The organism is Paenibacillus sp. Y859 (assembly GCF_056786405.1).
Genome location: NZ_JBXCIZ010000002.1, coordinates 431,067 through 451,436 on the forward strand (window position 1 = coordinate 431,067; position 20,370 = coordinate 451,436).

The following is a 20,370-nucleotide window of genomic DNA, read 5'->3' on the forward strand; positions in this document are numbered from 1 at the left end:
AGGATGATCACATTCATTGTAGGTTTAATTCTTACGATGATGGTAACTGGATGTGGGAGTAGCTCCAACGGGACTATGGAAGAAGGTAAAGTGAATGTCGTGACTACATTTTATCCAATCTATGTATTTGCTCAAGCTATTGGTGGAGAGGATGCTCACGTCGTTAATTTAATTCCATTTGGTGTGGAACCTCATGATTGGACACCGAGAAGTCAAGAAATTATCAATACGTCGAAAGCTCAATTGTTTATGTATAATGGTGCTGGATTAGAAGGATGGGTTCCCGACTTTCTAAAAGGACTTAATAAAGATAGTAAAGTAAAGTCGGTGGAAGTGAGCAAAGGTATAAAGCTTATAGAATCCTCTGAGGACGATGGGCATGACCATGGCGACCATGACGAAGCAGAGGATGCAGAAGGGGTAGCACAGCATCATATCGACCCACATACGTGGGTGAGTCCAAAGTCTGCACTCATCATGGCTGAGAATATCAGGAATAGCTTCATCGAAGCTGATCCAAGTAATCAAACTCAATACGAACAAAGGTATCAAGGATTGAAGGATCAATTGCTAGAATTAGATCATAAATTCGAATCAGAATTAGCGAAACTAGCGAAGAAGGAAATTGTTGTTTCCCATCAAGCTTTCGGGTACTTGACGCGTGATTATGGATTAACGCAATATGCGATTATGGGACTTTCTCCTGATGCAGAACCTCGTGCGCAAGATATTATGAATTTAGCTAATTTGGTGAAAGAAAAGGGTATCCGATATATCTTTTTCGAGGAACTGGTATCTGATCGAATTGCGAAGACCTTAGCTGGTGAAGCAAAGGTAGAGACGATGGTGCTCAATCCAGTAGAGGGTTTAACGAAAGAGCAGGAAAAGAATAAAGAAGATTACTTTACGCTAATGGAGAAAAATTTGCAAAATTTAATTATAGCCTTAAAATAAAGGTTAGAACTTATTTTAGAAGGGCGGAGTACTTATGAAGTCACTGGCGGCCCAGGATTGTCATCAGCATATTATTGAAATTGAAAACGTATCTTTCTCATATAGAAATCAAAAGGTATTATCTGATGTGAATTTCTCTGTGAGAGAGCGAGATTTCGTTGGTATTATTGGCTCGAATGGAGCTGGGAAAACAACTTTAATGAAATTGATCGTGGGTCTTTTACCTATGGATAAAGGGAATATTAACTTATTCGGTACACCGATTCATTCCTTTAAGGATTGGGAGCGTATAGGATACGTTCCGCAGAAGAATAACTTCAATCCATTATTTCCTGCGACGGTTCGCGAAGTAGTGCTTTCAGGGATGTACAATAATAAATCTCTCTTTCGACGTGTTAGTCGTTCTATGCACCAACAGTGCGATGATGCATTAGAAGTGATGCGTATTCAGGATATTGCGGGCAAACGTGTAGGGGAGCTATCAGGTGGGCAGCAGCAACGTGTTTTTCTAGCTCGTGCGCTCATTAACCATCCGGATTTACTCGTATTGGATGAGCCTACAGTGGGCATTGATGCGGAGACACAAGCAAGTTTTTTTGAATTGATAACCCATATGCATGCGCATCATCATATGACTTTTTTAATGGTGTCTCATGACTTGGATATGATTGAAGGATACTTAGGAACCACACCTGTGCAGAAGAACGGCAATATTAATTTATTTGTTAGACATTCTCATGATATTCAAAACTGTGAAGAGCATAATTTAGAACATTCACTATCTAATTGATGGAATCAGTTTAAGGAGTCGTTATTATTGCCACTTGAAATAATGTTTAGTGATTTTTTTCAAAGAGCTCTTGCCGGAGGGATATTGATTGGATTAACAGCCCCTCTTATTGGAATATTTCTCGTGCTGCGCAGACTCTCCATGATTGGAGATACGATTGCCCATGTGACCATTGCTGGTGTAGCCTTAGGATTTCTAATTGAAGTGTACCCATTAGGAGTAGGTTTGGTCTTCGCCATCCTAGCATCTTTTGCTATTGAGAGGTTACGTAAAGCATATAAAAGCTACGCAGAACTTTCCATCGCGATTATTATGTCTGGTGGTGTGGCTTTGGCCTCGCTCTTTTTTACTTTAGGGATGGGTTATAATACAGATGTAATGAGTTATTTATTCGGTAGCATCTATACACTGGATACGACGGATCTATATGTTGTTGGTGGGGTTACTGTAATTGTTGTGTTGGTTGTGACTTTATTCTTCAAGGAGTTCTTTCTACTAAGCTTTGAAGAGGATGCAGCTAGCGTAAGTGGATTACCAGTTAAGTTGCTTAATATGTTGATTACGGTCCTTACCGCACTGGTGGTCAGTACCGCTATCAAAATCGTTGGAGCCCTATTGGTATCGGCCCTATTGACGATTCCTGTAGCTATTAGTTTATTGATCGCTCGGAGTTTCAAAGCGTCCGTTATATGGTCCGTCGTTATTTCTGAGATAGCTGTGGTCGTTGGTCTGGTGGTGGCTGGGATTTGGAATCTTGCCCCAGGTGCGACTATCGTATTATTGCTTATATCTATGCTTGTGATGACGATGATCGGTAAGAAGGGACTATCTATTTAGGAGGTGGAAATATGTCGGATATCAGCATATCACTTGCATTTATCGCAGGTCTAGCCTCATTTATTTCACCATGTTGTTTGCCGCTTTATCCATCATATCTGTCTTATATCACAGGGATGTCAGTGCAACAACTTAAGACCGAACAGAATAAGAAAGAAGTACGTTTCCGGACGCTAACTCATACACTGGCCTTCATTCTTGGGTTCTCTGCCGTTTTCTATACACTTGGGTTCGGGGCGGGTTTTTTTGGACAGTTTTTCTCAGATAATAGAGATTTGATTAGACAATTGTCAGCTATTTTGATTATATTGATGGGACTTTTCTTATTAGGGATATTCCAACCGAGGTTTTTGATGAAAGAACGTAAGATGGATTTGAAATTTAAGCCTGCGGGTTATATTGGTTCTTTTATATTCGGAATAGGCTTCTCAGCAGGCTGGTCACCATGTATTGGACCCATTCTTGCTGCTATTATCGCTATGGCTGTTAGTGAGCCAGGAGCATGGTTTCCACTTATTACAGCGTATACAGTTGGATTTGCGATCCCATTCTTTATTCTTGCGTTTTTTATTGGTTCAACCAAATGGATACTGAAATACTCTAACCTGATGATGAAAATTGGGGGCGGACTGATGTTGTTGATGGGAATCCTCTTATTTACAGACCAAATGTTTAGAATTACGATTTGGCTACAACAAATAACACCTGAGTGGCTGAAGTTTTAAGTGAGATGATGAGAGGTTATCTGGTCGTTATTGTTGTTGCTCTACACTGATGGGACTTGCCAAGTGTCTTGTGAAACATGTATCATTACATAAGCGGGTATTCGGATTTAGGGTTCATGTTTAATAGCGAGGGATTGTTAAGCTAAGTACGAGAGGGCTTGATAATCCTTCAAGAGAAAAGAGGGAAGAAGATGCCAACGCCTAGTATGGAGGATTACTTAGAGCGCATCTACAAGCTGATTGACGAGAAAGGTTATGCGCGTGTTTCGGACATTGCCGAAGGCTTAGAAGTTCATCCTTCATCCGTTACTAAGATGATTCAGAAATTGGACAAAGATGAATATCTTATCTATGAGAAATATCGTGGTCTTATATTGACGCCAAAAGGCAAGAAGATCGGCAAACGTCTTGTGGATCGTCATCAACTTCTAGAGGAGTTCTTGACGGTGTTAGGTGTCCAAGAAGAGAATATATATGCAGATGTCGAAGGGATAGAGCACCATTTAAGTTGGGATTCCATTACACAGATTGAGATGCTATTAGAATATTTTCGTCGGGACGAACAGAGATTACAACAATTACGTGACGTACACAAGGAATTAGTTAGTGATTCGCAAGCTTAGCATCTGTCATGCCCTCAGAGACAGGTGCTTTTTTAATTAAAGGTAGTTCAAAAAGTCACCTTTTGAACACTCATTATTTATGTAAATTATTATTGTGGAGGTAAAGAGTGATGAAATTAAGAAAATGGTTCTTGTTAGTACTCATGATGATTATCTTATTTCCGGGATTAAATCGTACTGCTGAAGCACAAACAACTAAAAGTATAAGTATTTTATTAGATGATGTACAACTAACAACTGATACCGTGCCTTATATCCTTCCTAAATTAAATATTACGATGGTTCCTCTACGGGTTATTAGTGAAGGCTTGGGAGCGACCGTTACATGGTCACAAAGTACAAAAACAGTAACGATAGAGAGTAATATTGCAGTGATTGAACTTACGAATGGTAAAACTTCGGCACTGATAAATGGTTCTATCGTACCGCTTGATGCTTCTGTGCAGATTAAAAATGGCCGTACTATGGTACCGCTTCGCTTCGTGGGAGAGGCACTTGGGCTACAAGTTAACTGGAATCAAGCAGAGCAGACCGTGACGTTAATTAGTGAAGCGGTGTTACCAGATTTCGGGGATGAAGATGAAGTTATAAATAATGCTGCGCTTCGGGGCGTATGGGTATCCACTGTATATAATTTGGATTGGCCATCAGTAGCCTCCTATGAGGATATGCAAAAGCAAAAGGAAGAGTATATTTATTTAATTGAAAATCTACAAGCGACAGGTTTAAATTCAGTATTCGTGCAAATTCGTCCAGCGGGGGATGCACTCTATCCATCGGCATTAGTTCCATGGTCTAAGACGTTGACAGGGAAACAAGGGAATAATCCTGGGTATGATCCCCTTCAATTTATGATTGATGAGACGCATGCGAGAGGGATGGCATTTCATGCATGGTTTAATCCATTCCGTGCGAATACGGATACCAATACGGTGACATTGGCAAGTAATCATGTAGCGATCCAACATCCTGAATGGATCGTGAATACTAAGAATCAGCTCATCATAAACCCTGGTATACCAGAGGCGCGGGCTCACGTGATCGATGTGATTATGGAAGTGGTTAGAAATTATAATATTGATGGTGTTCATCTCGATGATTATTTCTATCCAACGGGAGTGACCTTTAACGATGATAGCACGTTTAAGACATATAATTCGAATAAAATAACTACAAAAGCTAACTGGCGTCGCGATAATGTAAATCAATTTGTTGAGCAATTAAATTCATCTATTCAATCAGTAAAACCACATATAGCCTTCGGAGTGAGTCCATTCGGAGTATGGCGCAATAAGGCCTCTGATCATACAGGATCAGATACTAAGGCAAGTATTACTTCTTATGATGATTACTACGCAGATGTGCGGACCTGGATTAAAAATGACTGGATCGATTACGTGGCTCCCCAACTATACTGGAGTCTATCCAATAAGAATGTACAGTATGATACGTTGGTGAATTGGTGGGTAAATGAAGTGAAGAGGACGGGCGTGGAGTTGTATATAGGTCATGCACCTTATAAGTTGGGAACTACTGAGGTTGGCTGGCAGAATGCTCAAGAGATCATTAACCAACTGAAATATAATGCTAATGATCCAGAAGTGGGCGGAAGTATCTTTTTCAGTGCAAGACATATTCTGAATAATCCACTTGGTTTGATTCCTGCACTTACAACATATTATAAACAGTAATATTACTATAGATTTCAAAAAGGTAACCCCTAGAATCCGTAAGGATCTCAGGGGTTACCTTTTTCGATGCGGAGAATGGATCTATCCTAAAAAGGATGACAGATCCATTTCCACCTATCTAATGATATTTTGGCATTTGATCATCGTCTTTTCCTTTTTGCCCTTCGATGAGTTGAAAAGGATATTCTTTATTCTTTTTGGAAGACGAACCGGAGGTTCCTTTTCTCATTCCAGCAGCTTTGTCCATCGTTCTACGAGATGGTTTCACCTTAGGATGTCTCTTGAATCGACTAGGCTGATAATGTCTAAATAATAGAAATATAACAATGAACACAATGACTGGGATAAGAAGATTTTTCAATAGAATGAATTGGTTGAAGAAGATGTCGCTTAGCAAACCGATTCCTGCCAATACGATCACTGTCCATGTGGAAATAGATTGACTCTTCATCTCATTCTCACCCTTTCACAGCATCTAATGCTCCTGTTCTGATGGAGGAACTTGCTTTGGAGTTCTCAAGTTCAGCGTCCAACTCCCTCATTCGGTTAAAAGAAGCGATCGAAACTTCTACTTGTTCGTCCAGTGGTTCCTTCGTAGTCAACAACTGTAACCAAAGCCCTGGATAGCCTAGATAACGTAAGACCGGAGTTTCTCTCATAGCATTCGTAAGCTTCAGAAACTCAAAGGAGACAGCTATAACGACAGGCAATAAAATAAGACGTTGCAACACACGATCCAACATATTATCCCACGGAACAACTGAATAAATGATAACACCCAACACGATGGTTAGCATCATAAAGCTACTACCACAGCGATAATGAAGTCGACTATGCTTCTGAACATTCGCTACAGTTAATTCATCTCCTGCCTCGTAGGTAGAGATGACCTTGTGTTCTGCACCATGATATTGAAATAATCGTTTGACAACTGGTGTTAAAGTAATGGCCCAAAGATATACAAGTAGTAGTGCTAATTTGATGACACCTTCTACTAAGTTATGCAAGATGTAGTGATCAAACAACCCACCAAATATGAAATCTTCAAGAAATACGGGTACGAGTGTGAAGATTAGCTTACTTACGATGAAAGAAAGCACACCTACTGCTGCAACGCCAATCATCATCGTTAAACTTAATCCTGATTCTTCCTTTTCTTTCTGTTTGGTCCGTTCTTCTGGTTCAATCTCATCATCCGCGTAGGCGTCCGCTGAGTAATTCAAATGCTTGGATCCTTTCGCACTGGAATCTATAATACCGACAATGCCGCGAATAAGGGGGATTTTACGTAACTTTTTCACCCATGATTTGTCTTGGCGTGGCACTTCCAGAAATGTTATTTCATTGTTCTTTCGTCTCACGGCAGTGACATTGATATTTTTTCCGCCAAACATAACGCCTTCAATGACGGCTTGGCCACCATAGCTGACAGATTTAGACTCTTGAGGCAACCATTTCACCTTCCCTAAGTTGGTTTATTTTTTGTGAATATTGAATTGTAAAGCCATATCGTAAGCGTCTTGACAATCCATCATATTTATTCTCTCTATTGTATCGAATTTTCTCATCAATATCTAGTTTTGATATCGAAGTTGTGGTTTGCCCGCACATGAAATGAACATACTAGCAGAGAGGAAATTGGTTAAATAGTCATATGAGTAGGAGGATCAATTAATGAATCAACATCAACAAACAATTACTACATATACGAATAAGTATGCTTTTGCCTTGGAACTTGGCTTTTTTGCAGGTCTGTTCTGGGGCACGATTCATTGGATATTTTATATTTTCAAATTTACAAAAGTCATTCCAGCTTATTTAGCGGAACCATTCTTTAAACATGAATTTTTAAAGAGTGGGGCAGGTCATTTAGTAGGCTTGCTGGTCTTTATCGCTTTTTCTATAGCGGTCTCCTTGATCTATGTGTTATTGTTTCGAAAGGTAAAGGGACCCTGGCCTGGAATACTATATGGAGTGTTTTGGTGGTTGGTGATCTTTGTGGTGCTGGGTCCAAAATTCGATATGGTCAAGCCATTGTCAGCATTGACAGCAACAACGATAATCAGTGAATTCTGCTTATATCTCTTGTGGGGATTGTTTATTGGATACACCATTGCTATGGAATTCACAGATGAGAGGGTAAGGGAACCGAAGGAAGTAGAAGGCTGAACTCGAAATAACTTCTCAAGAATGCATCACCTATGGTAAAATAGCAGATGGTTATTTGATAAAAGTTAGAGTTCAAAAAGTCAGGTTTTCAGCACTAAAGTTTATGCTTACGACGCTGCGTTTCTTTGAAACGCCTCAGAAGATTGGATGAAGGTAGGGAGTGAGGAGCGGAGCTACACGTTTTCGTAGAAAACGACTTCGGAAGCATACGCTTGCAGTACCTACGTGAGCACCTGAAATGTTTCCGAAGGAAACATACTTCGAAAGCATATGCTTGGACCGGCTGAATCCAATCTTCGATGTCGAGTAAGCTTCTTTGGTAAGCTTCGTGATCAAAAGATGACTTTTTGAACACCCTCTAAAAAGGTGGTAATATCATTTTGACAACTATATGGGTAATCAATGGACCGAACCTCAATCTCCTAGGAGTAAGGGAGCCGGGAATCTACGGATCACAAAACTTACAATCTATTGAAGATAATATTCGGAAACATGCGAGCGATCTAGGTGTTGATATTTCCTTCTATCAATCAAATCATGAAGGAGTTATGATCGATTGGATTCACGAAGCAATGGACAACGCCGATGGGATTATTATTAACCCTGGGGCATTAACCCATTATAGCTATGCATTACGTGATGCAATTAGCTCTGTACGCATTCCAACAGTAGAGGTACACTTGTCTAATATTCACTCTAGGGAGTCTTTTCGACATACTTCTGTCATTGCTCCAGTTGCCATCGGACAGATTGCTGGATTCGGTGCATTAAGTTATGAACTTGGATTGATTGCATTGGTGCGCCATTTGGAAGATCAGGGACGGTAGTATTGCCTTCCTTAAAGTGCATGTTCAAAAAGTCGGCTTTTCAGCACCGAGAAGATTGAATGAAGATAGGGAGTGAGGAGCGGAGCGTAGGCAGTCCCTACGTGAGCACCTGAAATGTTTCCGGAGGAAACATACTTCGAAAGCATATGCTAGGACCGGCTGAATTAAATATTCGATGTCGAATCCTCCTCTTGATATACTTCGTGATCAAAAGATGACTTTTTGAACAACCTTTTAAAGTGTAGAAAGGGAGATAGCATGATGGGAAATTCAAGAGTACTTAAGTTACGTGAAGCTATGCAAAAGAAGAATGTGGAAGCGGTATTCATTACGAGTCCAATTAACCGTCGTTATTTAACGGGATTCACTGGATCATCAGGTTATGTTCTAGTGACTCTGTCGGATGCATATTTGCTAACAGATTTCCGTTACATGACCCAAGCGCCGCAACAAGCGAAAGGCTTCACTGTTGTGGAACATGGAACTCTAGTGATGGATCTTGTTAGAGAGTTGCTTGTTAGCAGTAAGATTGATCAACTTGGCTTCGAACAGGATGATGTTTCTTACAGCTCGTATATCACCTATAAGGAACAGTTAGAGCCCGCGATCAAGCTTATCCCTGTTAAGGGATTAGTAGAACAACTGCGCATATTTAAGGATGAGGATGAAATGAAGATCATGCAGCGAGCAGCCAACCTTGCGGATGAAACATTCAATTATATATTGGGTGTCGTAAAGCCGGGTATGACGGAGCGTGAAGTTGATCTAGCGATGGAATTCTATATGCGTAGTCATGGGGCAACATCATCATCATTCGATACGATTGTTGCATCAGGTGAACGATCCGCTTTACCTCATGGTGTTGCAAGTGAGCGTATGATCGAAGGGGATGAATTCATTACCTTTGATTTCGGTGCATTACTAGATGGGTATTGTTCGGACTTAACACGAACCATTGCCTTGGGGAAACCGAAACCCATATTGAAAGAAATCTATGATATTGTATTGGAAGCGCAGCTGCATACACTGGCACATATTAAGTCAGGAATGACAGGGCGTGAAGCAGATGCACTTGCCCGTGATATCATAAAGAAACATGGATATGGGGATCAGTTCGGTCATAGTACTGGGCATGGGTTAGGTATGGAAGTGCATGAATCTCCTCGACTATCTAAGCTAAGTGATGATATTCTACAACCGGGAATGGTTGTTACGGTTGAACCAGGTATTTATTTGCCAGGTATCGGTGGAGTTCGTATTGAGGACGATATACTTATTACAGAGACGGGTATTGTTATATTGACGCATTGTAGTAAAGATTACACTGTGTTGAGTAGTTAATATATTTCACGAAAAACTAAGTTTATGCTTTCGATGCTAGTTTTTTACGAAGTATATTCAGGAAGTAACGCTTTAAAAAACTTTTAGGAGGTTATTATTTTATGATATCAGTAAACGATTTTAAAACAGGACTAACGGTGGAAGTTGAAGGGGATATTTATACGGTAATCGAATTTCAACATGTTAAACCAGGTAAAGGTGCGGCATTCGTTCGTTCAAAATTGAAAAACTTACGTAATGGTAACACTGTTGAGCGTACTTTCCGCGCAGGTGAGACGATTGGACGTGCAGTTATTGAGAACCGTCCTGTACAGTATTTATATGCTAGTGGACAAGAACATGCTTTCATGGACAATGAGACGTATGATCAATTTACATTAACTAGTGATCAACTTAAATGGGAACTCAATTTCATCAGAGAAAATATGGTTGTAAATATCGTTAGTTACCAAGGAGAAATTCTAGGTATTAACTTACCGCACAGTGTTGAGCTTAAAGTAACAGAAACAGAGCCAGGAGTTAAAGGTAACACAGCTCAAGGGGCTACTAAGAATGCTAAATTAGAAACAGGTCATACGGTTCACGTTCCTCTTTTCATTAACGAGGATGATGTGTTATTAATCGATACACGCGATGGTAAATATATTTCTCGTGCCTAATAGGTGCTAGGAATTGGGTAATAGAGAATCGCAATAGAGTGATCGTGTTTATTATGAGTGGGGAGTGAATCGAAGTTGTCACTGTACGTCATGAAATTCGGAGGTAGTTCCGTTGGAAATACGGAACGGATGCAGCGTGTAGCAAGACGCATCGTTGAGAAGCAAGATGAAGGTCATCAATGTGTCGTCGTAGTCTCAGCTATGGGAGATACGACAGATGAGTTAATTGACCAAGCCAAATTATTGAATCCGGAGCCACCAGCACGGGAAATGGATATGTTAATGACAACGGGTGAGCAAATATCGATGGCGATGTTATCGATGGCTATTCATCATCTAGGTCGTGAGGCTGTTTCTTTTACAGGGTGGCAAGCTGGATTCCGTACGGAGTCAGTACATGGTAAAGCAACAATTATAGACATTAAGCCAGAACGTGTTCAAGCCGCACTGGAACAGGGGAAAATTGTTGTAGTTGCCGGATTCCAAGGAATGACGGAAGATGGAGAGATTACGACATTCGGACGTGGTGGTTCTGATACAACGGCAGTGTCATTGGCAGCTGCGATTAATGCAGATGTATGTGAGATTTATACCGATGTGGATGGCATTTACTCTACTGACCCGCGTATTGTGAAATGTGCTACCAAACTTAAAGAAATATCTTATGATGAAATGTTGGAACTTGCTAGTTTAGGTGCAGCTGTATTACACCCTCGTGCAGTGGAGTATGCGAAGCATAATAAAGTCACCCTCGTGGTGCGGTCCAGTTTTAATAATAATGAAGGTACCGTTGTTAAGGAGGAAGCAAGCATGGAACAAGGGGTCGTAGTAAGTGGCATTGCCTATGATAAGAATGTGGCTCGTATTAGTATTTTGGGTGTGTCCGATACTCCAGGAGTACTTGCGGAAGTATTCGGTGCATTGGCACGAGCAGGTATTAACGTTGATATTATCGTACAGAGTGGCGTTCAGGATGGCGAGGCAGACTTCTCATTTACAGTTTCGCTGTCTGAGTGTGACAATGCATTGTCTGTCATAGAAAGTCTCAAAGCCGATCTTCCATATCGAGAAGTTACGTCTGAAGACCAATTAGTTAAAGTATCTATTGTGGGTGCAGGAATGATCAGCCACCCTGGAGTCGCTGCTCAGATGTTCGATGTTATTTCTAAACAAGGCGTAAGTATCAAGATGGTTAGCACATCTGAGATCAAAACCTCATGTGTTATTGACGGGAATAACTTAAATGAAGTGATTAAAGCTCTTCATACCGCTTATAATTTAGATAATGATAGTCAAGTATTTATTGGAGGTCCTGAGGACCGTCGTTAATCATACACGCAATAAGGAAGTAATATGTAGGGCCTGACGGAGAGTTTTCCGTTAGGTCCTTTTTATAACTATAAAGTATGTGTTCGAAATGAGTTATCAGGGCACTTTTTACGTTAGTTAGGTGTTATAAAGAATATAAAGGTTGAGGAGGTGTTGGCATCGCTACAGGATTCGCTAGATTCAAAGGAGCTGGAAACGTTAATTGTTAGTATTCAAAAGGGAGATACCGAGCAGTATGCCTTGATCGTCAAACAATTTCAACAGCCTATTTACCGCTATTGCTACCGTTTGTTAGAAAACAGACAGGATGCGGAGGACGCAGTACAGGATATTTTGGTTAAGGCCTATCAGTCGATACGCCGGTACAAACCAATGGTACAATTCTCTTCATGGCTCTATCGTATCGCTTACAATCATTGCATGAATTTATTGCGAAGGCGTCGTCTGCATAAGCGTGTTCTGAGTATTTCACGATGGGAGATAGCATCTGCTAGTTTAGAGCAAGAGCTGGATGACAGATTGTACAAGCCTTCATTGGCTGCAGCATTGTCGCAGTTATCGCTGGAGGAGCGGAACATACTGATTCTGCGGGTGTTTGAGGAGACAACATTTGCGGAGATGGGAGAAATACTGGGCAGTAGTCCCAATGCCCTGAGTAAGAGAATGAGTAGGATTAAGTTGAAGGTGCAAGAAGCTATGAAATCGGAGGAGGAGATCGTTTGGAACGAGCTACAGACAGCAATGAATACGAAGATATAATACTTGCTTCAGCCGATAAAGAACAATTGCCTAAGATAGACGTAGTTGAACGGGTGATGGGGCGAATAATGCCGTCAGTAGCCAGCCGTCGTCCACTTCGACAAAGGCTTATGAGTAGAACGATGGCGGCAGCAGGCATGTTGACGCTACTTCTGCTGATCTCTGTGACGGCCTATGCGGCTTCAGAATATATTCAAATCCGTAATGGAGCAGGAACGGTCAAGGTGCAGCATATTCCAAGGACGGAGATCCCGGTAGCCACTTATAATAAATATGAGCAGCAGGCAGAAGCGTTTGCCAAGCCGGGAGAACTGATCGCTTATTATGTAAAGGATAATGTGGGTTCAAGTGATCTATCGTCAGAATTACAATTTAAGTATAAAGAGAGGCGGATCACTGCTTATTCCGATTTTTTAAGAGAGATAGAGCGGACGAAGGCGCCAGTACTTCCTGAAGCACCTGTCAAGTATTCTTTTGTCTACGGCACCGTTAGCCCCACATTTCCGACTACTGAACTAGAGAAGAATAGTATTCTTTACAAGGAAACGCTATATGATCTTATGGCTCAGACTAACAAAGCTAATGGTAGTGGGAATCTGTACATGAAAGCTATACCGTGGTCGGAGTCGGGATCAATAAGTGGAGTATATTCGTATGGCGAAGGTTATATAGGGATTTCAGCCACGATGATGCATGGTAGAAAAATGATTGTGGAGCAGGAATCGGAGAATAAGGCGGATAAAATGATAGTGGCAGGCCAAGAAGTAGTGTATAACCATGTGAATAAAGAGCACGTAAGTTACCACTATTTGAACTGGTACAACGAAGAAGAGGATGCATATTATACGGTGACTACTTACGGAGATAACAGATTAAGCAAGGAACAATTAATACAGTTAGCCAGGGAACTTATGACGTAGAGTTAGCTAGTGCGAATTTTTATGTTGTAGAAGTTTCTATGGAGACACCGCGTGTAGTGGCATCATGGAGTGTAACCACGTACATTTTCTAACGGAAATAGCAGCCTCTAATTTACCTAAATCGTCACTTTTGGAATTCTAGCGGAAGTGAGTGACCTTATTTGGTCTTTTTCTTCGAATTTGAGCTGTTAATGTGCATATAGAGGTCTGTATTTCCGTTAGAATGTCATGTTGATGTTTTTTCGTAGAATAAGGTCTGTGGTTTCCGTTAGAAAGGTTAGAAAATTTACCGCCGGCGAATAAGAGTCTAAACTACACTTAAATTAGCAGAACTCTAGAAAGTAGAACAAGAGAAGGGAATGGATATGGAGCGAAAGTTTACGTTCCGCCTTTGAAGTTGTGTTACATCCATTGAGAATAATTCAAGGAACATGACTTTAAGAGCGGATGAAGCCCATAGCCAGTCCCTTTCCACTCACGCTAGTAGCTTTTACAGCATCCTTAGATAGCTCGTTCTCCAGAGTACATGACCTTCTTAAACTACTACATCAACTCCCCCACTAAGGACGCCGCAGGGCGTCTATTTTTGCGTTTCCTTCTAAGAGGTTATTCAAAAATTCGACTTTTGATCACGAAGTATATCAAGAAGCTTACTCGGCTTCGAAGATTGAATTCAGCCGGTCCTTCCGGTGCTCACGTAGGTACTGCCTACGCTCCGCTCCTCACTCCCTATCTTCATCCAATCTTCTCGGTGCTGAAAAGTCGACTTTTGATCACGTATTCTAACTAAATGAAAGATTCTGCGAAACTCTACATCTAAAAAAAGAGATTTGAGCATATCTTAGAGGGGAGGAGTGAAATAAAGGAGGTTAATGATTGTGGACAAGTTCGTAGTCAGCATGGCGACCCTGCGTCTAATCTCAGGAAGTATTGAAATTGCAGCAGCACTGTTTATGTTAAAGGTAGGACAAGTGGATAAAGCACTTACGATCAATACGATGTTGGCCTTTGTTGGACCGACCGTGTTGATCATTACGACTAGCATCGGGTTGATAGGGGTGGCGGATAAGTTATCATGGGCGAAAATGAGTTGGATTCTGCTTGGAGTGACCTGTCTCTTAATTGGTATTTTGAAAAAATGATAGACTTAATAGTCATAAAAGTGGAGTACAGGCATACATATGAGGTATGAAAACAACGAGTAACTCTACAATTTTAGGAGGGTTTATTCATGAAAATGAATTGGTTGGAGCTATTTCCTGAACCGATCAAGTCGCTCCTTGAACAATTACCATCCTCCATGCTGGATCGATTGGAAGAGGTTCGAATAAGAGAAGGGCGACCCCTTGAGATTAATGCTGCTGGAGATCATCATTTCGTCACGGCGGGTGGTAAATTGACATATCGTGTCGAGGATTCGTACAAGCCAGCAAGAGAGGATAGTCATCGGCTCTTAGATAGGATTAGCAACCATTCCCTTTACACCATGGAAGAGGAGTTGCGTAAAGGGTTTATAACGATACCTGGAGGCCACCGCATCGGATTAGCAGGGAGAACCGTTCTAAGCGGTGGCAAGGTGGAACACTTACGAGATATTAGTGGATTTAACGTCCGGATTGCAAAGGAGATTCATGGAGCGTCTGATGAAATTCTTCCGCACTTGCTAGATAGGAAGGAGAAAAGAATGAAGCATACTCTCATTCTCTCTCCTCCTCAGCATGGTAAAACGACACTAATTAGGGACATGGCCAGACAAATTAGTAATGGAAGTTATGGTCATACAACGGTGAAATGGCCAGGGATGAAGGTTGGAATCATAGATGAACGATCGGAGATTGCCGGAAGTATACGTGGTGTACCTAGCTTCGATGTAGGATCTAGGACAGATGTTATGGACGGTTGTCCAAAGGCTGAAGGAATGATGATGATGATTCGATCTATGTCGCCTGAAGTATTGCTTGTAGATGAGATTGGTCGCGCTGAAGATGCGGAGGCTATTACAGAAGCCCTTCATGCGGGAATATCCGTCATTGCAACAGCACATGGCTCATCTGTGGACGAACTATCACAACGTCCCGCCTTGGCCACCCTTATTGAGAACCAGATGTTTGAAGTATACGTTATTCTCAATCGAGTCGAGGGACGGTTGAACTTTCGCATCCTCGATAGGCAACAACGATCCATCCAACTTTCCTTGCCGAATCAAAAAGGAGTTGATGCCTATGGTTAAATTGATTGGAATGCTGATTATAGTGGTCGCCGGTGCACTAGCAGGTATCACTAAGGCTAGACAGTTTGAAAGTCGGCCACGGCAGATTCGTGAGCTCATTCTAGCTATGCAGCGACTAGAGACAGAAATATCCTATGGATATACACCATTACCAGAGGCGCTTCACAAAATGGGAGAACAGGTACGAGAACCATTGAAATCTTTCTTTCAGAGTGCAGCTAGGTTCATGAATCCTCCACACGGATTGACAGCTCAAGAAAGTATCCAACAGGCATTAGCCAATCATTGGAGGAATACTTCTATGAAATCCACGGAGAAGGACGTGCTCCATCAACTTAGTTTTACTCTAGGTACAAGTGATCGTCAAGATCAGATGAAACATCTTGCGTTAGCTGCAGAGCAGTTGAAACATGAAGAGTTGACTGCGAGGGAGGAATTAGATAAATACGGTAAATTGAGCAAAAACCTAGGGCTTTTAGTTGGAATATTGGTCGTCATTTTGATCTTTTAGTGAGGTGCAGAACATGAATATTGACGTGAACGCCATCTTTCAGATTGCGGGAATCGGTATCATCATCGCCATGATTCATACGGTGCTCAAACAGATGGGAAAAGAGGATATGGCACATTGGGTGACGCTTATCGGTTTTATCGTGGTGCTGTTCATGGTTGTTCGAATGCTCGATGACCTGCTACAAGAGATCAAATCCATCTTTCTGTTCCAGTAGGAGAGCCATTATGGAAATCATACAAGTTGTTGGGCTCGGGCTAATATCTACGATTCTAATTCTAATCATTAAAGAGCAAAAGCCGATGTTTGCGTTTCTGCTAACCGCATCTACAAGTATTCTGATCTTTCTGTTCTTGATCGGCAAAATCGACTCCGTCATTAGTGAACTAGAACGAATGGCAGAATCAGCAGGAGTTCAGATGATTTACTTAAAAACGATTCTCAAAATCATTGGCATTGCTTATATTGCTGAATTTGGGTCCCAGATTGTAAGGGATTCAGGCCAGGAAAGTATTGCAACTAAGATCGAACTAGCAGGGAAAGTGCTAATTATGGTGCTAGCTATACCCATCATAGGAATCATTATTGAAACCGTCATGAAGCTACTGCCTCACTAGAAAGTAGGATCTTACTATGTTAGGAAGCCGACGTTCTCCAGACGTTAAACATATATTTGTATGGATGGTGCTCATTATGCTGATGTGGGGAGGCAGTGTTTACGCTGAATCTCCGAGTGAACAACTTATTCAACAGCAAGCGAATAACTTACCCAATGATCAGGTGGAAAGTTATTGGGATCAACTGATGAAAGATTACGGTGGATTCTTTCCTGATCAGAAGACACCTTCCTTTATGGATATGTTACTCCCCGGTGGAGAAGGATTTGGTATCAAGAACGTGATGTCAGGTCTGACATCCTTCTTCTGGCACGAAGTGCTCTACAATGGAAAGCTCTTAGTTACGATTGTGATGCTAAGTATTATGAGTTTAATTCTAGAGACGCTACAGACCGCATTTGAAAGAAATAATGTGAGCAAAGTCGCGTATTCATTATGCTACATGGTCATTATGGTTATTGCGATTAATAGCTTCTCCGTCGCTATAGGTTACGCCAAGGCAGCTATTAATCAAATGATTGAATTCATGATGGCGATGATTCCACTTCTATTCTCGCTACTAGCATCTATGGGGAATATCGTTACGGTATCTGTTACGCATCCTTTGATCGTATTCATGATTCACACGGTAGGGACAGTTGTCCATACGACCGTATTTCCACTTCTTTTCTTCTCAGCACTATTACACATTGTAAGTTCTCTGTCTGACAAATATAAATTGACACAAATGGCGAATTTATTGCAAAAAATAAGTGTTGGGCTACTTGGAGTATTACTAACTATATTTCTTGGAGTCATATCCGTTCAGGGGATTACAAGTTCTGTAACAGATGGGGTAACGATTCGGACGGCAAAATATGTGTCTGGTAACTTCATCCCCGTCGTAGGAAAGATGTTCGCGGATGCGACAGATACGGTAATATCCGCTTCGTTATTAGTTAAGAACTCGATCGGGCTGGCTGGCGTCATTATCCTTCTCTTCCTATGTGCCTTTCCCGCTATTAAAATATTAACACTTGCTCTTATTTATCAAATGGCAGCAGCTGTATTGCAGCCACTAGGAGATACTCCGATTGTGACCTGCTTGCAGACGATTGGTAAAAGTATGATTTACGCATTTGCTGCCATGGCGGTTGTTGGATTAATGTTCTTTCTGGCTATTACAATCCTGCTAATGGCCGGGAATGTAACCGTGATGATGAGGTGAAGAAGGAGGGCGGCTATGACTTGGTTAAACGAATGGATGAGAGAAGTCATCATGGTTGTGCTTCTAGCTACTTTTATCGATCTTATTCTACCCAGCCGCTCTATGGAGCGCTACGTCAAGCTGGTTCTCAGCTTACTTATTCTGCTCACTCTCATGCAGCCTATCATCAACCTTCTAACGGATTCGCCGGAAGTGAAGTTGAGTGCAGCATTTCAGAATCAAGATGCGAATACAGCCTATTTCACCAATGGAAAAGAGAGTACATTACAACAGATTTTATCTCAAGCAGAGACAATAAAAAGCCAACAGCTAATCCAAAGTCTTCAGTGGGCTGGTGAAGAGGTTGCAAGACAAATGAAGCAACAAATCGAGAACGAGACAGGCAAACAAGTGCAAGAAGTAAAGGTGTTGCTGTCATTGCCTCCATTGAAAGCAAAGGATGAACAACAATCACCATCGATTACCTCAGTGGATGTTATTTTGCAGTTAGATACAGAAGAACTTCAAGGACAGCCGGACCGAGATCACGCACAACAAATTGCTATAGCCCCCATTGCTCCGGTTAAAGTGGAAGTTCATGTGGAGCCGGTGAATACGAGTAGCGGTCAATCTGATGGTCGTAGCGAAGATACGAGTCAATCCGATGAGGATACTGTTCAAGTTATAAATGGGGCAGCAGATATTCAAAAGCTCCTTAGCAGCGAATGGAATTTAAGGGCAGAACAAATTCGTGTTCTATTGAATGAAGAAGATGTCAAAGTCTAAAGGGGGGTGGTTGGTATTGCGGAACTGGTATAAGAGGGTCGAGCAATGGATCGGTGGCGGGGCAGGCGGAGCTAAAAAAATATCTGCATTCCGTTGGCTCATTATTCTTGGTTTAGTAGGAGTAGCTATTGTATTGTTCAGTTCCTTTGTCAATGTGAAAAAAATTGAGAATGAGAATATAGGAAGGGAGCCGCCGAGTTCAACTCCTATACAGGAAACGTTTCAAAATACAGGCTCACAAGTGGATTCCTTTGGCAGTATTGAAGAGGTGTTCGAGAGTAACATTAAAGAGATTCTGGAAAAAGTCGTGGGTGTAGGTACGGTCGATGTGTTAGTGACTGTAGATTCAACGGAAGAAATTGTTATTAAAAGCAATGTGCGAGATTCCCAACAGACATCTGAGGAGAATGATTCAAATGGGGGTAAACGGAATACTACTCAATATACCCGTGATGGTGAAATTGTCACCTATGAGTCATCTGGAAGTGTGACACCTATCATTACTAAAAGAGTCAAGCCGCAAATCAGGGGTGTGCTAGTCGTTGCTAAAGGGGCAGAGAATCAAGTGGTACGCAATCTTGTTGTAGATGCTGTATCCAAAGGACTAAATGTACCCAGCTTTAGGATCTCAGTCGTTCCACGTAAACAGGAGTAATATGTCATCTAATCTTTGAGAAGACGAAGGAGGAAGTTAGGAATGAATAATAAAAGACAAACGATATGGTTGGTTTCTATGCTCAGTTTGATGGTGATATTATCGGCTTATTATCTTTTTACAGAAGACTCGGGAACATCGAAAATTCCAGTTGCAGATAGTCAACAGGTGATAGAACTGCAGTCCGTTGATAATAAAGAAGTTGTAATTACGGAAGTGATAACGGATGGGCAGGTTGGTAATGATCTCACCGCGACAACAGAAATGCCAGATGTAGCTATTGGATCTGATACAGAATTAGAAGAAGAGGAAAAGATGAGTGAGAAGGCAACAGAAGAAACAGCAAAATCAAATGAAAGTGATGACGAGATCCTGAAAGAGGTTGCATCTCAAGCGGTGTCTGGCAGAAATATTTTGGATTCTGTTCAATGGGACCGCAAAGAAAGTAATATCAAAAAAGAAAGTGATTTATATGTAAAATTAGACAATCAGAAGAGTACCCCGGAAGAATTAGCTAAAGCGGATAATGAGTTGAAACGTCTAGAAGAAAAGGAGTCAATTCTTACAGGTATTGAAGAGGAACTTCATGAGCAATTCGGTGAAGTCGTTGTAAAGGAAGAGAATGATGCGTATGAAGTGCTTGTTCTGGCAGATAAATTGGATGTGAATCAAGCGGTGGATATCGTAGAACTAGTCATGAAAGAGTTGAATGTATCTCAGAATAAAATTAGTGTAAGAAATGTAAAACCTTAATATTAGCT

At 41.3% G+C, this 20,370-nt stretch carries 24 protein-coding genes; 22 read left to right on the forward strand and 2 right to left on the reverse strand.

Annotated elements, in window-relative coordinates; all coding sequences use genetic code 11:
• Positions 1–3: 3 nt before the first annotated feature.
• The 6 genes from AC1TO8_RS06825 (at position 4) to AC1TO8_RS06850 (ending at position 5,620) form a co-directional block, all read left to right on the forward strand.
• Positions 4–954: a metal ABC transporter solute-binding protein, Zn/Mn family gene (locus AC1TO8_RS06825; RefSeq protein WP_482054836.1), complete on the forward strand. Its 951-nt coding sequence runs from the start codon at positions 4–6 to the stop codon at positions 952–954.
• 34 nt (positions 955–988) lie between these two features.
• Positions 989–1,744, forward strand: coding sequence for a metal ABC transporter ATP-binding protein (locus AC1TO8_RS06830; RefSeq protein ID WP_482054837.1), 756 nt, complete (start codon positions 989–991; stop codon positions 1,742–1,744).
• Between the two features lie 42 nt (positions 1,745–1,786).
• The gene (locus tag AC1TO8_RS06835) at positions 1,787–2,581 is read left to right on the forward strand and encodes a metal ABC transporter permease (RefSeq protein WP_482055246.1); all 795 of its coding nucleotides are present in this window, start codon (positions 1,787–1,789) and stop codon (positions 2,579–2,581) included.
• Positions 2,582–2,592: 11 nt separating this feature from the next.
• A complete protein-coding gene (locus tag AC1TO8_RS06840) occupies positions 2,593–3,306 on the forward strand; it encodes a cytochrome c biogenesis CcdA family protein (RefSeq protein WP_482054838.1) in 714 nt (237 codons plus the stop codon).
• A gap of 191 nt (positions 3,307–3,497) precedes the next feature.
• A complete protein-coding gene (mntR, locus tag AC1TO8_RS06845; protein ID WP_482055247.1) occupies positions 3,498–3,929 on the forward strand; it encodes a transcriptional regulator MntR in 432 nt (143 codons plus the stop codon).
• Positions 3,930–4,039: 110 nt separating this feature from the next.
• Complete coding sequence (locus AC1TO8_RS06850; RefSeq protein ID WP_482054839.1) at positions 4,040–5,620, forward strand: family 10 glycosylhydrolase; 1,581 nt, start codon at positions 4,040–4,042, stop codon at positions 5,618–5,620.
• 118 nt (positions 5,621–5,738) lie between these two features.
• Here the strand turns inward: AC1TO8_RS06850 and AC1TO8_RS06855 are convergent, their stop codons facing one another.
• Together AC1TO8_RS06855 and AC1TO8_RS06860 are read right to left on the reverse strand one after the other, a co-directional pair.
• Complete coding sequence (locus AC1TO8_RS06855; protein ID WP_482054840.1) at positions 5,739–6,071, reverse strand: hypothetical protein; 333 nt, start codon at positions 6,069–6,071, stop codon at positions 5,739–5,741.
• Between the two features lie 7 nt (positions 6,072–6,078).
• Positions 6,079–7,071: a DUF1385 domain-containing protein gene (locus tag AC1TO8_RS06860; RefSeq protein ID WP_482055248.1), complete on the reverse strand. Its 993-nt coding sequence runs from the start codon at positions 7,069–7,071 to the stop codon at positions 6,079–6,081.
• A gap of 223 nt (positions 7,072–7,294) precedes the next feature.
• Between AC1TO8_RS06860 and AC1TO8_RS06865 the strand changes: the two genes are divergently transcribed.
• The 16 genes from AC1TO8_RS06865 to AC1TO8_RS06940 all read left to right on the forward strand — a co-directional run bounded on the left by AC1TO8_RS06865 (position 7,295) and on the right by AC1TO8_RS06940 (position 20,362).
• Positions 7,295–7,789, forward strand: a complete 495-nt coding sequence (locus tag AC1TO8_RS06865) for a YqhR family membrane protein (protein ID WP_482054841.1) — start codon at positions 7,295–7,297, stop codon at positions 7,787–7,789.
• A gap of 380 nt (positions 7,790–8,169) precedes the next feature.
• Positions 8,170–8,616, forward strand: coding sequence for a type II 3-dehydroquinate dehydratase (aroQ, locus tag AC1TO8_RS06870; RefSeq protein WP_482054842.1), 447 nt, complete (start codon positions 8,170–8,172; stop codon positions 8,614–8,616).
• 261 nt (positions 8,617–8,877) lie between these two features.
• Positions 8,878–9,957 carry a M24 family metallopeptidase gene (locus tag AC1TO8_RS06875; RefSeq protein ID WP_482054843.1) on the forward strand — a complete coding sequence of 360 codons (1,080 nt, stop codon included), beginning with the start codon at positions 8,878–8,880 and terminating at the stop codon, positions 9,955–9,957.
• A gap of 101 nt (positions 9,958–10,058) precedes the next feature.
• Positions 10,059–10,616, forward strand: coding sequence for an elongation factor P (gene efp / locus AC1TO8_RS06880; protein WP_482054844.1), 558 nt, complete (start codon positions 10,059–10,061; stop codon positions 10,614–10,616).
• 75 nt (positions 10,617–10,691) lie between these two features.
• The gene (locus tag AC1TO8_RS06885) at positions 10,692–11,945 is read left to right on the forward strand and encodes an aspartate kinase (protein WP_482054845.1); all 1,254 of its coding nucleotides are present in this window, start codon (positions 10,692–10,694) and stop codon (positions 11,943–11,945) included.
• 150 nt (positions 11,946–12,095) lie between these two features.
• The gene (locus AC1TO8_RS06890) at positions 12,096–12,704 is read left to right on the forward strand and encodes an RNA polymerase sigma factor (protein ID WP_482054846.1); all 609 of its coding nucleotides are present in this window, start codon (positions 12,096–12,098) and stop codon (positions 12,702–12,704) included.
• Positions 12,665–13,624, forward strand: a complete 960-nt coding sequence (locus AC1TO8_RS06895) for a hypothetical protein (RefSeq protein ID WP_482054847.1) — start codon at positions 12,665–12,667, stop codon at positions 13,622–13,624. The genes AC1TO8_RS06890 and AC1TO8_RS06895 overlap by 40 nt, the downstream gene beginning before the upstream one ends.
• 875 nt (positions 13,625–14,499) lie before the next feature.
• Positions 14,500–14,766, forward strand: coding sequence for a YqhV family protein (locus tag AC1TO8_RS06900; RefSeq protein WP_482055249.1), 267 nt, complete (start codon positions 14,500–14,502; stop codon positions 14,764–14,766).
• Positions 14,767–14,855: 89 nt separating this feature from the next.
• Positions 14,856–15,854: a stage III sporulation protein AA gene (gene spoIIIAA / locus AC1TO8_RS06905; protein WP_482054848.1), complete on the forward strand. Its 999-nt coding sequence runs from the start codon at positions 14,856–14,858 to the stop codon at positions 15,852–15,854.
• Entirely contained in the window at positions 15,847–16,365 is a 519-nt protein-coding gene (gene spoIIIAB, locus AC1TO8_RS06910) for a stage III sporulation protein SpoIIIAB (protein WP_482054849.1), read from the forward strand. The genes spoIIIAA and spoIIIAB overlap by 8 nt, the downstream gene beginning before the upstream one ends.
• A 13-nt stretch (positions 16,366–16,378) precedes the next feature.
• Positions 16,379–16,582: a stage III sporulation protein AC gene (gene spoIIIAC, locus AC1TO8_RS06915; protein WP_438351414.1), complete on the forward strand. Its 204-nt coding sequence runs from the start codon at positions 16,379–16,381 to the stop codon at positions 16,580–16,582.
• A 10-nt stretch (positions 16,583–16,592) separates the two neighbouring features.
• The gene (gene spoIIIAD, locus AC1TO8_RS06920) at positions 16,593–16,982 is read left to right on the forward strand and encodes a stage III sporulation protein AD (protein ID WP_482054850.1); all 390 of its coding nucleotides are present in this window, start codon (positions 16,593–16,595) and stop codon (positions 16,980–16,982) included.
• A 16-nt stretch (positions 16,983–16,998) separates the two neighbouring features.
• Entirely contained in the window at positions 16,999–18,189 is a 1,191-nt protein-coding gene (gene spoIIIAE / locus AC1TO8_RS06925; protein ID WP_482054851.1) for a stage III sporulation protein AE, read from the forward strand.
• Positions 18,190–18,204: 15 nt separating this feature from the next.
• Entirely contained in the window at positions 18,205–18,954 is a 750-nt protein-coding gene (gene spoIIIAF, locus AC1TO8_RS06930; protein WP_482054852.1) for a stage III sporulation protein AF, read from the forward strand.
• A gap of 16 nt (positions 18,955–18,970) precedes the next feature.
• Positions 18,971–19,609 carry a stage III sporulation protein AG gene (gene spoIIIAG, locus AC1TO8_RS06935; protein ID WP_482054853.1) on the forward strand — a complete coding sequence of 213 codons (639 nt, stop codon included), beginning with the start codon at positions 18,971–18,973 and terminating at the stop codon, positions 19,607–19,609.
• A 42-nt stretch (positions 19,610–19,651) separates the two neighbouring features.
• The gene (locus AC1TO8_RS06940; protein WP_482054854.1) at positions 19,652–20,362 is read left to right on the forward strand and encodes a SpoIIIAH-like family protein; all 711 of its coding nucleotides are present in this window, start codon (positions 19,652–19,654) and stop codon (positions 20,360–20,362) included.
• Positions 20,363–20,370 lie beyond the last annotated feature (8 nt).

Coding starts and splice junctions, on each gene's coding strand:
- spoIIIAA (WP_482054848.1), top strand. CDS start 14,856: ATGAAAATGAATTGGTTGGAGCTATTTCCTGAACCGATCAAGTCGCTC.
- AC1TO8_RS06835 (WP_482055246.1), top strand. CDS start 1,787: ATGTTTAGTGATTTTTTTCAAAGAGCTCTTGCCGGAGGGATATTGATT.
- efp (WP_482054844.1), top strand. CDS start 10,059: ATGATATCAGTAAACGATTTTAAAACAGGACTAACGGTGGAAGTTGAA.
- spoIIIAE (WP_482054851.1), top strand. CDS start 16,999: ATGTTAGGAAGCCGACGTTCTCCAGACGTTAAACATATATTTGTATGG.
- AC1TO8_RS06875 (WP_482054843.1), top strand. CDS start 8,878: ATGGGAAATTCAAGAGTACTTAAGTTACGTGAAGCTATGCAAAAGAAG.
- AC1TO8_RS06855 (WP_482054840.1), bottom strand. CDS start 6,071: ATGAAGAGTCAATCTATTTCCACATGGACAGTGATCGTATTGGCAGGA.
- spoIIIAF (WP_482054852.1), top strand. CDS start 18,205: ATGACTTGGTTAAACGAATGGATGAGAGAAGTCATCATGGTTGTGCTT.
- AC1TO8_RS06825 (WP_482054836.1), top strand. CDS start 4: ATGATCACATTCATTGTAGGTTTAATTCTTACGATGATGGTAACTGGA.
- AC1TO8_RS06840 (WP_482054838.1), top strand. CDS start 2,593: ATGTCGGATATCAGCATATCACTTGCATTTATCGCAGGTCTAGCCTCA.
- AC1TO8_RS06830 (WP_482054837.1), top strand. CDS start 989: ATGAAGTCACTGGCGGCCCAGGATTGTCATCAGCATATTATTGAAATT.
- spoIIIAB (WP_482054849.1), top strand. CDS start 15,847: ATGGTTAAATTGATTGGAATGCTGATTATAGTGGTCGCCGGTGCACTA.
- AC1TO8_RS06940 (WP_482054854.1), top strand. CDS start 19,652: ATGAATAATAAAAGACAAACGATATGGTTGGTTTCTATGCTCAGTTTG.
- mntR (WP_482055247.1), top strand. CDS start 3,498: ATGCCAACGCCTAGTATGGAGGATTACTTAGAGCGCATCTACAAGCTG.
- AC1TO8_RS06850 (WP_482054839.1), top strand. CDS start 4,040: ATGAAATTAAGAAAATGGTTCTTGTTAGTACTCATGATGATTATCTTA.
- spoIIIAD (WP_482054850.1), top strand. CDS start 16,593: ATGGAAATCATACAAGTTGTTGGGCTCGGGCTAATATCTACGATTCTA.
- AC1TO8_RS06865 (WP_482054841.1), top strand. CDS start 7,295: ATGAATCAACATCAACAAACAATTACTACATATACGAATAAGTATGCT.
- spoIIIAC (WP_438351414.1), top strand. CDS start 16,379: ATGAATATTGACGTGAACGCCATCTTTCAGATTGCGGGAATCGGTATC.